Origin of the sequence: Porphyromonas somerae DSM 23386, from assembly GCF_000372405.1 — a bacterium.
Classification (GTDB): domain Bacteria; phylum Bacteroidota; class Bacteroidia; order Bacteroidales; family Porphyromonadaceae; genus Porphyromonas_A; species Porphyromonas_A somerae.
The window spans coordinates 1-14059 of record NZ_AQVC01000056.1; the positions used below are offsets into that span (position 1 = coordinate 1).

The window sequence follows — 14059 nt, forward strand, 5'->3', positions numbered from 1 at the left end:
ATACAAAGGCGTTTGCCGAGATGCAACTAAGCAATCGGTTAGTTGCATCTCGGCAAATGCTTAGTTGCAACTCGCCGATTGCTTAGTTGCATCTCGTCGATTGCTTAGTTACAATTAAACTTTTCACCCCCTTTTTATCCTATTTATTTGCAGTGCTCTAAAGATTACGAATACCCCGGATAGTGGGGATTCGGCTAAGATGCCCATTTTACATCACTTGATGTAGGGCATAATCACCTTAAAACCTTTTCCTCGGAGGGTAACCAACTGCTTCGTAGCATCTACCTGCTCCACGATTAGAGAGTGGCTGCCCTCTCTCACCTTGGTATGGCGGAACTCCTGTGGATTATTAAGGCTTATCTGTAGCTTTACCTTCTCTCCTACGTGAGGTGCCGTTGGGATGGGTGAAAGGGTAACCACCCTCTCTGCTTGGTAGGGCTGTGCAGCATTGAATATGGTGAAGCTTCGATTACCTCTTTTGAGGGTCATGCCTGTTCGCATCATTAGGTAGAGGCTCCGAGAAGTGGTGCCATAGAGGCCTACTCCCTGGTCGGTACCACTGCATCTGACAGTGATAGTGACGCTCTTTTGGCTGCCATCCTCTGACACGAGGTGTACCACTGCCACCCCTTCATGGTGTGCATCGACCTCTAGAATACTGGTTTTGGCATTCCACCTTGCCGATATTGCCTCCTCTGGGTCATCAATCACCAACTTTGCCTTATCCCCTCCACCTTGAAGTGAGATGAAGCGGCTTTCGTCGGTGGGGTAGAGGCGCACCTCTTCCATATTGACACTCACTGGGGGCACCACTACATGTATTGGGAGCTTACGGCGGAAGTCACCCGAGAGGATGGTAGCGAAGGTCTCGCCTTCGAGGTGGCCTGTAATGCGGAGGGTGTCGCGACTAATTGAGACGCCTGCGATCATGGAACTCTCCACATTGGCGATGTATTTTCCGGTACCTCCTTGTAGTATAATTGTATGGGTGGTCTGCTTATTGAGTGACACCTCAGTGAGGTCTTGCTCACCGACCTTGATAGGCTCTAGCTCATGGGGCGCCTTATTATTTTGGCAAGCACTACACAATAGTATAGCTAGAAGGGCGCTTTTGAGTAGTAGTAACAATCTTTGCTTCATATCTCTCTACAGGCTTACTTTACGGTGATGAAATAAGTGATTTCTATCGGCTCACGATCTTTTTCTTTAATAAAGATAATGAGGGAGTGCTCTCCAGGATCTAATTGGAGAAAATCGTCAGAAGGCGTTACCTCTTGCCCATCAAGTTGGTACTTGATCTCGGCTCCTTCGAGGATGAGATCGGTATAGAATAGTGGTAACTGCCTTGGTGCTTCGCCATCTTTAGAGATCATATAGAGATGTGGCACACGTGTAGGGTCATTGGGTGAGCGTCGGTACCCCTCTGTGCGCACCTTGATGACATCTGAAGGGCGTGAGAAAAGGCTGCCCTTGATGCTCTTAACGCTGTAGCTGTATGTGGTATTGGCTTTACGATGCTTATGTATGAAGCTGGTCTCGGTAGTCTCGCCTATTGGCTCCCCATCGCAAAGTATTTGGTAGGTGACTCCCGGCTCTGCAATGGCTCTCCAGGTGAGCGTTACCTCGTGTTGCATTGCTTTGGATGAAAGGTTGGCTGGTGCTGGTAGCTGTGGCTCTTCTTCGCCTCTCTTCACCTGCATAAAGGAGATATCATCGATGTAGAACTTACTGCCCTCCGAGCCCTCTACCACTAAGCTAAAAGCTGCCTTATTGACTCCGGCGGGGGCCTTGATCTCGGAGATAGTATGTTGCTGCCAACTGTCGCCTACTTTGGGGACGTAGTATTTGAATTGTTTGAAGCTGGTATCTTTTTTGATGAGTTGATCATCCTTGTACCACTCTATCACCACACATACTTTAGCTCTAAATACATAGTCGCCTCTGTACCAGAAGGAGCATTGATATTCGCCCCCAGCTTCAATGGGGATGATATTATTCTTGGGGATATGCCCCACTTGGGAATAGTCGTTATCGTGGTAGCTGATACTTCCACCATTGAGATAAAAGAGAATACAGTAGCCACCTGAGTGACCTCCTCGCACCTTAGTGCCAGCTAAAGTATCATCAAAGCGCCAATGGTGAGGATAGATCTTTCGCCACATATACTCTTCTTGTGGCTCTTCGCCCTCAAGAGGAGTTTTGCGGTAAAACTTTTCGAATCCCCCATTTTTCAATAGCTCCTTATTAAGCTCTTGAGCCAATGCACTAGGAGCATTGAGAACCAAAATAAGGAGGAGGGAAAGGGTAGATAGGATATTTTTGAACTTCATATAACTGCTTGATTGTATTCGGGTGATCTACTTAATCTCCTGCAAAGGGAGCTCAAAACGGTGAGCCACCTCTTTAGTAATAGTATGGAGAAGGCCAGTATTGCCATCGCTGCCGATGAGCTGGTCTCTATCCCATAGCCCATTGCCAGCAAGCAACTGCTCTTGCATCGCTTTCACTTCGCTATAGGAAAAGAGCGGTTGCCCCTCTTTATCGCAGGCAAATTGGAGGGAGTAAAGGGCTCCTACACCTTGGGAAAGGAAGAAGAGAGCATTCTCTGGCTCTTCTCGATAGTTGGCCATTGTGATATTCCCCTGGAGCAATTGTAGGGCACGGACTGCTACCACTTTAGAGAGCTCTATGCGAATCAATTGCAATTGCTCTTGCAGAATATCGTACCTATAGTTGGTCAATGCCCAGCGCCCCAGAGCAAAAGCATTGTATAGCTGGATACGGCTCTTGCCCAGTAGAGGCAGATTGATACTGCTCACAAGAGGCTGCCAAAAATGGGTGTAGTAGCCAAAAGCTAGGTCCCAATGATGCTCCAGATCGGTGTAATTATGACCATCGGGGAGGTAGGTGTGCTCATGACGAGTGAGCAATTCTCCAGGTGCATAGAGGCTACTTGCAAGGTGTACATTAAGAATTAAATCAAGGTAAATAGCGCTACGCACTAGCTCCCTATAATATTCTGCTGGAACCAATCCATCTTGAGTGGCAAAGAATATATAATCATCGCCAATGTGGGTGCCGACATACCCCGCCACTCCGATGGAGGCTCTCTGGTTACGGGTCAGATTAGGAGCCTCTGTGCCTAGGCCACTAAGCTTTTCTATCGCCCTAAAACAATCCTCAATATCATTGATCACCTCAGCCCTATCGGCTTGGTGGAACACAGATGAGGCAACCACCGATTGCGGGCTTACCAATCCATAAAGCCCATCGTGGAAGTAGTTGTAAACGGTATTGCGACTACCTTCGCTACTGATACGCGCCTCCCGAAGGAAGGTACTGTAGATAATCTGAAGGGGCTCATCTAGGAGAGTACACTCGTAGTAATCGACACTACTTCGCCCATTTCTACTGAATTTATACTCTGGATCGGGATATTCGGGTAGCTTGTAAGCACTCTCCACCGTCTCCCCCTCCCATCTATTCAGGCAACTTGATAAGCCCGATGTTGAGAGAGCGAAAAGGAGAAAGACCCAAGCATACTTTAGACAATTCTTCATGGTAGTATGATATATTCACAGAAGGGCTGGCTAATATAGTCTTGCCCCTCTCTATTTTGTGTTTGACTCACTTTCAACTCTTTTACTACGGTTAGTCCATCTTCCGACACAGCCCTAATGCTGGCGGTGATATTGGACTCACGAGGTGCGGTGCCATTGACACTAAGGTACATAGGATACCCCGACTCTGCCTCTATTGTCACTTCGTAAGGCTCTTCAAGGGTCATGATCTCCTCAGCACCAGATACGCTCGTACTACTTCCGATGATGTGTATCTGCTTATCTTCGCCAATGTACTTCACTATAAATCGGCTATAAACCTCATCGGGAACAGCACCTCGCTCGGTAAATTGGCAGGTAAGGGTCACCGTATACTTACGCTTTCCTTCAGAAATCTCCACCCCTGGGTAACTATAAGATTCTAATGCCTCATAGGGGTCACAAACCTGACGCACTTGATCTTCGTAGGAGATCTTGGGCTTCTCAATTCCCTTGAAAGGAAAGAGGGTGGCATAGTCCTCAGGTTCGGGATCATTATAGCTGCGCTGGCAACTCATTGCACAGAGCAGAAGGAGTGTACCACTCAGTAGTGGAAAAAGCTTCTTCAAATTATCTATCATATCATTGAATATTAATCTTTAATAATCGGGGCATCCCATATCACAGCTTTCACACCTGTGGGGATACCTTCGGGATGTAGGTGTTTACTCTCTAAGCTTGTCACCCGAGTGTGAGGGTTGTAGACCTTTACCAACTCCGCTTCGAAGCGATCATCTATCCGCTCAAAGTCCATAAATACAATATCCTTGCTGTATCTTAGTCCAGCTCTAAAAGTGATCCCTTCACTAGTTCCAGCATAACCAGATCCTAGCCCCACCATCTGAAGGGCAGGATATCCAGGGATGGGGTTACGCTTCTTATTGTACAAAAATAGGTAGTATCTCTTGGTGGTCAACTCCTTAATATATGGGCGATTGGTCTCAGCTTTAGTTTTAATGTAGTTGTCACTCTCAAAGTACACCCTATCACCCATCCTAATAGAGAGCTGTGGATTTTGCATCTCCTCGAAAAAGAGACGGTTTTGATAGGCCTTTGCAAGGGGGTCCTCATCGCTTTTGAGCTTGGTAAAGATGATGTATTCCTTTGCGGGCAAGATAGTGCCGGCAGTTCGGAACACCAATTGACCATATTCATTTTTCCCTTGATAGAGAAAGTCGGTTGATCCTCTGAAGGAGTCGTTGACTAGCTCATGAATATAATTGAAGGTCTCAAAGGTAAGCTGAGTGTAGCTACCTCTTTTGATGGTATACCTGCTTACCTTAGGTTCGTCACAGCTTGCTTCGGTAAAGTCTGCCTTCATCTCCACAGTGCCTTCTTTGCTAAACTTCATCACAAAGCTGCTACCACCATAACCCAAACGACCACGAAAGGCAGTTTGGCCAATCAGCTCATTGGGATTGGAAAAGAGGAGTGAATCGCAGTGGGGAAAGTAAAGAACACTCCAACCACTAGGGCTACTTGTAAGCTCCTCGTGAAGCGATGAGATACTAGCTTGCACACGCTCCGATGGGCTCTCATGGAATGCCTGCTGCAGTTTTCCATTACAGCTAGCTAAGGTAGCTAGTGCAAGGGTGAGGGGAATAATAGTAGTATAGTATATCTTTTTCATTCTTCTTCCTCTTTGCTTTGAATAAATTGTGCTACTCTACGTAGGATAGTCACCTCGGCTTTTGTGAGATCCAATCCCCAATGCACCTTGATGTACTGGCTGAGAAAGGCTTGCTTCTCTAGCAACTCATTATGTGCCAAAGCCGCTTCTCTTGCATACCTCTCTGCTACCTCAGGGTTGGGGTCGCCGTCAGGGATACTTGTCTCCTCAAAAAGATACTCAATCTCTTGGGGTGTAGAGAGCAGGGTGGCACTTATCATCTCAGCCATGTCGTCTTCAGGGGAGAGCAAGGCGTACATTGTGTAGCATCCTCGCCTACCGGCATAGGTATCCAGACCAAACCGTTCCTTGTAGCTCTGCTGGTAGCTTAGTGGGATGGCTATTGGCTCGGTAGAGGATAGGTATCTATGCCCACTAATTCGGTAAAACTTGTCTCTATCGTAGGGGTAGAGCTCTAGCATCCGCTTGGCAAACTGATGAAAGACACTTCGCATCAGTAGGAAGACCTTTTCGGGGTCACTCGGGTCGAAGCTATTGACATTGTAGATACACATCTCTACAGGTGTGCCTAGGGGGTTGTAGAGCAGTTCTACCCCATTAGGATCAAGGTTGGAACCGCCATACATCTTGATACGGATGGGGAGTTTGCCCTTGAGGTAGTGAAGGTCTCCGATGGCTGGTAGCTCGAAGCTCTCTAGGAATAGATACTTCACGGTCTCTAGCACGCTCTTGACCTTCTCCTCTTGGGGAGGGTAAACGTAGGTACCAAGTAGCTCCTTCTCGTCCCAGCGGTAGAGCACTTCTATCTGATAGGGCTGGGTAATGGATTGGGTTATCCATTGGTCTAGCTCACTCTCATTGGTGGTCTCTGCTGCAGGAGCCAATACGCTTGTATCGCTTAGTTTTGCATTTTGGCACCCAGCAATTATCATCATCAATGGGAGCAGCAGGGTGATTAGCTGCTTATTGGTTTGCTTATTGGGTCTCATATCAATTACTTTCTATCTAACTCTTTTCGCTCACGTGGGTTGGGCTGGAGCCCTCGTTTGATCGCCTCATTGGGTATTTGTAGAAGCTTGCGTGGGTCGTCTTTCTCAAGGGGAAAGTAATACTTACTCTTGCTATCACGAGCCACAGAGAGGTGGAAGCGACGAATATCCAACCACCGAAGCCCCTCTTGGTAAAACTCTTTTTGCCTAAAGTCGAGCACTAGCTTTACGAATGCAAGTTGCTTGATGGTGAGGGGATAATAGGGGCTATAGACCTGATAATTCTGGGGGTTGGTGGTCAGGTAGATAGAACGCTCTACGTAGGGGGTAAAGCCGAACTTTCCTCGTGTGTACTCTTGTAGGTCGTCAATGGCCTTATTGTACTCACCGAGCATCGCCAATGCCTCCATACGATTGAGCAGTACCTCATCAGTAGTAAATAACACATTGGTCACATAGAGCCCTCTCGGCTTGAGCCCACTATCGAGGTTACTCCTCACCTCATCAAATTTTGAGATGTATCGGCCCACCTTCAGTGGCAAGGGGGAGGGGGTAAAGAGGTAGCTACTGGATTGGTTGAGTCGCTTGAAGTTACCACCATTTTCAATCCCTTTTTTATCAAAGATAGCCTCGACGCTCTCCTTAGTAGGTCCATACTGCACTCGTGGAAGCTCACGAGCCCACCTCGACTCGGTAGTGGAGAGGAGTAGATTGGCAGGCTCCAATGCACTTGCATAGCTTTTAAATAGCTGTGGGCGTGCAAATTCGTACTGCTTTTGATACTCCGTCCAATGCCTTAACTCTCTTTTTGGGTCTCCACCCAAGACATAATTGGCATAGTCTACCACCTTTTGCCACTCCCCTTTGTGCAGATAAAAGCGGGAGGCAAAGGCGTAGGCAGCTTTTTTATTGAAGTGAAACTTGGGATGGCGGTAGAAGCGGTCGTTGACCAGCGTAATACCCAGCTTGAGATCGGCCTCGATCTCCTCATACACCTTTGCTACAGTTGCTCTATCATAATCGACCATGGCATGCTTCTCTGGGCTTTTCAAATAGGGGATACCAGGATGGAGGTCATCGGCTCCTCTATAAGGCTCTGCCCAAATATTCACCAGCATAAAGTGGAGATAAGCTCTTAATAAAAAAGCTTCGCCATAGAGTGCCTTGATACGCTCTGTCTTGGGGTACTTTGTGAGTAGCTCGAGTGCAATATTGGCCTGAGCTATACCTCGATAACAAGCGTTCCAATAATTTAACGGCGTATCCAGATCCTCTTGATCATAATCTTCCCAAAAGTACATTGCCTCATTGAGTCTATTCTGCTCACCATAAGGTCGGAAACCCACATTATCTGTTCGGGGCTCAAGGAATGGAATATAGCTAGCTGTGGGATAGGCACCAGTGAGTAGCTCGGCAATCTTCTCCTCGTTGTCGACCTCTATATTGAGGTCAGAATTGGGGCTCTTATCTAGGTACTTCGTACAGCTAGCGAATGTGATTAGCCCTAGTAGGGCACCTATGATCCATGGATATCTATTCATGATTTTCAAAACGTTATGCTCATTGATACGGTTACCTGCTTGGGTGTGGGGAGGGATACTCCACCAGTACGGTAGTACTCAGGGTCTTGTCCATTGAGCTTTTTATCGGCATAAAGCATCAGCGGATTGGTGGCATTCAGCCTAACTGATAGGCCTTTCAAGCGAATTCTTTCAAGAAGCTCCTTTTGGGCAGTGTAAGATAGTGAGATACTCTTCAGGCGAATAAAACTACCATCGGCCACTTTATTTTGCGAGAAGTTGTAGGTGTTATAGGCTCGCTCAGTATTTTCCCTTCCAATGGCTCCTATAAGAGATTGCGATGGGAGTACTGGCACCTCGGTATGGTACTCATCGCCTGGGCTCAGCCACCTATCACGGTAGTCGCGAGAAAAGATGTTGAGATCGGCATAGAGGGGGTCAAACGTAGGATTGATCCGAATCTTATTCCCAGCCTGCATAGTGATGAAAAGAGAGAGCTCCCACTCTTTGTACCTAAAGGTATTCATCAGACCTCCCATTGCCTGTGGCTCTATAGGGCCGTGATAGAGGAGATAGCTCTTATTGAACTCTGTATCCAAAAAGTCGGCACCAACAATCCGGGCATGCTCTTGGCTATTTTGGTAAAGGCCAAAGTCGAAGGTAGGTAATCCATTGGGGTCAAGACCTTGGAAGTTGAAAGAGAAGAGTGAGCCTTTGGGATAGCCCACTAGATTGCCCCTGCCACGACCTGCTACCATATCAAAGGCATTAGGCGAATTGAGTAGACGGGTAATCATCTGGCTCATACCACTAATGGTGAGACTACTGCTCCAGGAAAACTTTTCTGTAACAATGTTTTTGGAGTGAATCCCTAGCTCCACGCCTCGAGTGGTCATGTCACCAAAATTGGCATATTTATAGTACTGCCCCCCTACCCCTGAGGTACGGACGAGGTCGATAAGATCAAAGGTATTGCGCTGGTATAGGTCCAATGTACCGCTGATGCGGTTATTTAGCATACCCACTTCGAGCCCCACATTGAGCTCATACATCTTTTCCCACGTGAGGTCTCTATTCTCCAATTGGTCAAGTAAGAGTGCATTCTCTCTATCCTCCAAGTGGAGCCGATTGGTGATGCCCATCCGGAAGATATTGCTGGTATTGATCGCCTCCTCATTCATCTTGGCTGTAAGGCCGTAGCTAGCGCGGAGTGCCAGTTTGGAGATGGTGGGGTGGTTTCTGAGCCACTCCTCTTGATCGAGATTCCACTTAGCACCTATATTCCAAGTGGGCAACCAGAGAGCCTTAGCTCCCTTGCCCGAAGTATTGGCACCTTCGTAATTGAGCACCGTATTAAAGATGTACTTACCTGCATAGCCATAAGTGGCATTGAGCGAGAAGGTAACGCCCCTATCCACCATGCTTCTGTGCGAGAAGTAGGGTGTATTCTCCTGCGCGAGCTTATCAAAGACTTTGGGGTTGGGGTAGACCTGATTGGCTTTATCGTACTGGATTCCATAACCTTGGAAAGGGGTGATAAAGCGCTCGGTACTACGCAACTCGCTGAAACCAAAGAGTCGGATATCGTGCTCATCTACCTTTTTATTGTAGTCCCCCGATAAGCGACCCAAAAAACTGGTCATCCCCACCTCGGTCTTATTGAGGATACCACCGTGAGTAAGAGCCACCTTTGGCTGCAAGGCAGGGTTATTTGGGTCGTTAAGGAGGTAGAAGTTTTCATGGGCTACTGTAGGAGTCTCTGCTGCCTGATAGGCCAATACCACATTAGACTGCTCCTTCACCTCATGCTGGGTACTGGTTGCTGCCCTTCGGATAGAGACGAGGCCTCCCACCTCGAGCTCTTGGATAGGCTTATAACTTCCTTCGACTTGCAACTTGAAATCTATCACCCGCATCTGCATCTGATTATTTTCGTACTCAGATAGGATATTGAAAGGAGCCCAATTATTGCGGTAGTAAGCCCTATTTCCATTGGCATCATAAGGGGTTAATGTACGACTAGTGCTAAGCGCATAGGCAAATGGATTGATATCAAAGTCGCGCTCGTAAGCACCGATCCGGCTATTCCGCCTTAGTGGCATGGTACCCGGGGCTCTCTGATTACGGATATTGCCATTGGCACTAAGAGTCAGCTTAAGCTCCTCTTTTGGGTAAAAGGTGCTCTTGAGGTAGGCAGTGAGCTGCTGCACCCCATCCGTAATGGTCCAACCGCCATCATGGTAATAACCAATAGAGGCATAGGTAGCTACATGGTCGCCACCTCCCGATAGAGTGACGGTGTGCCGAGTGGTGGGACGGTAGGTAAAGAGGAGGTCAAACCAATCGGTATTGGCATACTCACCGCGTTGCAAAAACTCTAGCCTCGCCTTTGGAGTATTAGGCAGGAGATAACTGCCGGTATTAGGGTCTACGGTTAGAATATCTCGATACATCTGATGGTATATACCGCCCCTTCGGCCATATAAAGACTCTTTGACGCCAAAGTAACCCTTATTCCACATCTCCTGGTAGAGCGACATCGTCTCTTGCGAATCCAAGAGGTCGTACTCCCTATAGGAGGGCTTTAACCTAAAGGCATTTTCGGTGGCATAGGTAACGCTTAGTGGCATCCCCCTTCTGCCCGACTTCGTAGTGATCACTATCACCCCATTAAGGGCTCGCGCACCATAGACCGAAGTGGCAGAGGCGTCTTTGAGCACTTGAATATCCTCAATATCGGAAGGATTGAGACCAGATACCGCCGAACCGATCAGCGTCACAGCATCACCAGAGGCCAATTGATCCATAGTCAGTGGTACCATATTTTCATACACAGCACCATCTATCACCCAGAGAGGCTGTGCATCACCTAGGATGGTGGCACCACCACGGATGCTAATCTTTGGGGCAGCACCAAAGGTGCCGGATATATTTTGTACCGATAGACCAGGGATACGCCCTTCCAACATCCTCGACATATCAGGCACGCCATCAAGCTTTATCTCCGCCATTTTCACAGCGGTTGCGGCACCGGTGTAGACTCTGCTACGCACTTTTTGGTAACCAGTCACCACCACTTCGTCCAACTGAGTCTGATCTTCTTTCAGCTGTACATTCATAATGGATCCACTGACAGTAACCACCTTAGTTACCATACCAACAAAGCGGAAACTTAGCTTATCCCCCTTGGTGCCATACACCTTGTATCTACCCTCTGCATTGGTAACCGCCCTACTCCCATTGCTTTTATTCTCCACAAGCACGCCAGGAAGGGGTAAGCTTGTTTGGTCGCTCACCACCCCAGTAACGGTTTCTCTCTCATTGCTCTCTTGTGCTAAGAGGGTCCCTTGGCTACAAAAGAGCAAAAGGATTAGAAGCATTGAGAGGTGCTGTCGCTGGAATATATTCTTCATCATCATATCTATTGATCACTCACAGTGGCATCATACCAACCCACTGAATATACTTATACTACAAATTAGCTGATTAAAACTTCACCTCCACGCCCCCATAAATACCTCTTGGGTGACCAGCACGCATCCCTGAAGGATGACGCGATACTACGTAGGCTTTATTCGCTAAGTTAATGGCATTTAGCGTGAGTGTAACACCCTTATATACCTTTGCTCGAATGGTGGCATCCCAAATAGTATGGTGCGGAATAGTCTCCCTAAGTGCCATTGGCCCTTGCCCTGGCACCGTACGCATATCTCCATTGAAACGCACACCCACATTGAGATCTACCCACTTGGAGGTGACCCCCAATTGCCCATTGAATGAGTGCTTAAAAATATAGGGTATTTCATCACCTGCATGGACATCACCCCACGCGGAGCTGGTAAAGTCGTTCTTCATTTTGGTGTCGGTATAGGTATAGGAGAGCTGCGTATTGACACGTACCAACCAATGATGAGGCATAGGGTCGCAGCTGAGTAATGCCTCTACACCCCTTACCAGTGCGGCACCGACATTAAATTGATCCATCGTGCCCTGACCACCGGCTGCTGTAAGGTCACTTCCAAGCATATTTTGATAGTTATTATTAAAGCCAATCACCTCAAAGTGCAAGCCAGATATAGCTATACGCAAACCAGCCTCCACATTGGTGGAGCTCTCAGGCTTTTGATCCAAAACGGCACTCGGAGGGGCAAAACCTCTGTGTACTCCTGTAAACACCGATACTTCGGGGATGATTTTGTAGTTCACCCCCACCCCAGGTAACCACACTCGAGCCGAATTAGGGGTCTCAATACGAATACGACCTGACCGCCTTGGATCTTGCTTGGTATAATTCCGCTTCTCCAAAAGCACATCTTCATAGCGTAAACCTGCGGTAATCGTTAGATTGTTCCATGCCCATGTATTTAAGATATAACCGCTCCATGCACGGGCTGTCGTTACTTGGTTAGACTGACTTCCAGGGTCTCCTGGGCGGAAGAACTTCATCTCACCCGACTGCATAGAGTAACCGTCGTCCTCTTGGAAGCGATCCTCTCCATCTTCATGATACCGAATGCCGCCCTCTACAGTAAGGTAGCTCTCTCCTAGGCGCCACTTATGCTCTGCTTTGGATTGAATGCCTCTAGAGAAGTACTTCCTCCGATTGGCACGCACCATAAGTGCTTCACCAATATAATCACGCTGCCCCGTAAGGATCTCAAAGTATTCGTGATTGGTCTCTGGATCGGCCAGCACCTGACCTATGGAGCGCTTTTCCTCTTTCAGGTAACCTACCCTCACGTCACTCAACTTATACCAATTACGGAAAAAGTAATTATAGTATAGGTTGGAGGTAATCTTTAGACCATTCTCGGCCATCAATATGTGGCTCAAAACGCTCTGAAAGTGCTGTGTCTTGAGGTGATCCTTATCGGCACCTGCATACCTGAAATAAGGGCGTAGAGCAAAGTCTTCACTACTAAGCCCAAGGTAGGTTTCATCAGAATCCTCATTCGCCCAGCCCAACTTCAGCTCTACATTATGATTAACACCCGAAAAACGATCGGTACTAATCCCGAACTTCGCCACCACATCATTACGCTTAAAACCAATACGCTCATCAGGCTCATCTCTCCTAAATCCTTTGGATTGATGGCGAAGATACTCCACCATATATCCGAATATACCCCTACGATCACCGATCATAATATGTCCCTTAGCGGTATCAAAGCTACCGTAAGAGGCATTGAACTTCCCAGTAAAGTGGGTAGGGATAGGAGTCGAAAGCATGTTGATGGCACCGCCCGTGGTAAAAGGGCCATACTGCACCTGGCTACTCCCTTTCAGCACCTCCACAGCACTCATCCTCGCTACACTTGGAAAGTAATAGGCTGCTGGTGCAGAGTAAGGAGCGGGAGCAATCAGAATACCATCCTCCATAAGTGAGATACGCTCACTCCGCTCGGCCTTGGTTCCACGCAAACTGATATTGGGGCGAAGACCAAAGCCATCCTCTTCATACATATTGACGCCTGGCACACTCTTGAGCATGCGATTGATGTCGGTATAATTGAACTTAGCTAACTCACTAGGAGACAAAAAGTAAGCAGAACCAGTGCGGTTCCTTGCTTGAAACTTGCTACCTAATATCGGACGAGAGTAAATTACCACCTCATCAATAAGGCCATCATCTCTAATAGCTCCAAGGGTATCAACTGATTGAGTAGTCTGCTGAGAAACAGTATTACTGTCTTTTTCTTGGGAATAAACTAAACCGCAAGAAAAGAATAAAATGAGAATAATCGTCGAACGTCGAAAAAGCATAACTAGCGTATGGCGAATATGGTTCTTAATAAAAATATCCCAATTATCTGAGATATATATTCAAAAATTATTTAGCACTGCAAAGATATAAAGGCAATAATGTTCCCACAATACCTACATATAGGTATTTTATTCTCTTATGTCACGATGATTAATGCGGATAGTCTACACAACCAATATAACTAGAATGGTCAAATGATTTGGGATATCCCCTACTTGACGTTGCTGAATGACGTGCTTTATGAGAATGATGCACAAAGTAAAATAGGCAATACCACCTAGGCAAGCATTAGAGGTCAGGGAACCCTAATAGGCACTTGGAAGAGGGCCTGCCATACGGCAAGTTTATCCTAACATTTCAGCCCTGATTATCAGATAGGGGTTACGCATTAAATGAGCAAAGTAAAAAACCTAGCTAAAACGGGGTCTTTGCGACCCCATTTACAACCGATTGTAAATCAAAGCCATACAAAGGCGTTTGCCGAGATGCAACTAAGCAATCGGTTAGTTGCATCTCGGCAAATGCTTAGTTGCAACTCGCCGATTGCTTAGTTGCAT

9 protein-coding genes are annotated in these 14059 nt (G+C 47.2%); all 9 read right to left on the reverse strand.

Features of this window, described 5'->3' with window-relative positions:
• Positions 1–213 precede the first annotated feature (213 nt).
• Positions 214–1140, reverse strand: coding sequence for a hypothetical protein (locus tag A3GK_RS0109260; RefSeq protein ID WP_018029174.1), 927 nt, complete (start codon positions 1138–1140; stop codon positions 214–216).
• Between the two features lie 14 nt (positions 1141–1154).
• Positions 1155–2330, reverse strand: coding sequence for a fibronectin type III domain-containing protein (locus A3GK_RS0109265; RefSeq protein ID WP_018029175.1), 1176 nt, complete (start codon positions 2328–2330; stop codon positions 1155–1157).
• A 27-nt stretch (positions 2331–2357) separates the two neighbouring features.
• Positions 2358–3560: a DUF4856 domain-containing protein gene (locus A3GK_RS0109270; RefSeq protein ID WP_018029176.1), complete on the reverse strand. Its 1203-nt coding sequence runs from the start codon at positions 3558–3560 to the stop codon at positions 2358–2360.
• Positions 3557–4180, reverse strand: a complete 624-nt coding sequence (locus A3GK_RS0109275; RefSeq protein WP_018029177.1) for a hypothetical protein — start codon at positions 4178–4180, stop codon at positions 3557–3559. Before A3GK_RS0109275 ends, A3GK_RS0109270 begins: the two co-directional genes overlap by 4 nt.
• Before the next feature lie 11 nt (positions 4181–4191).
• The gene (locus tag A3GK_RS0109280; protein WP_018029178.1) at positions 4192–5229 is read right to left on the reverse strand and encodes a DUF4302 domain-containing protein; all 1038 of its coding nucleotides are present in this window, start codon (positions 5227–5229) and stop codon (positions 4192–4194) included.
• Positions 5226–6218, reverse strand: a complete 993-nt coding sequence (locus A3GK_RS0109285; RefSeq protein ID WP_018029179.1) for a putative zinc-binding metallopeptidase — start codon at positions 6216–6218, stop codon at positions 5226–5228. The genes A3GK_RS0109280 and A3GK_RS0109285 overlap by 4 nt, the downstream gene beginning before the upstream one ends.
• 5 nt (positions 6219–6223) lie before the next feature.
• Complete coding sequence (locus A3GK_RS0109290) at positions 6224–7759, reverse strand: RagB/SusD family nutrient uptake outer membrane protein (protein WP_018029180.1); 1536 nt, start codon at positions 7757–7759, stop codon at positions 6224–6226.
• A 5-nt stretch (positions 7760–7764) separates the two neighbouring features.
• Positions 7765–11157, reverse strand: a complete 3393-nt coding sequence (locus A3GK_RS0109295; protein ID WP_018029181.1) for a SusC/RagA family TonB-linked outer membrane protein — start codon at positions 11155–11157, stop codon at positions 7765–7767.
• 67 nt (positions 11158–11224) lie between these two features.
• Positions 11225–13501: a TonB-dependent receptor family protein gene (locus A3GK_RS0109300; RefSeq protein WP_018029182.1), complete on the reverse strand. Its 2277-nt coding sequence runs from the start codon at positions 13499–13501 to the stop codon at positions 11225–11227.
• Between the last annotated feature and the right edge of the window lie 558 nt (positions 13502–14059).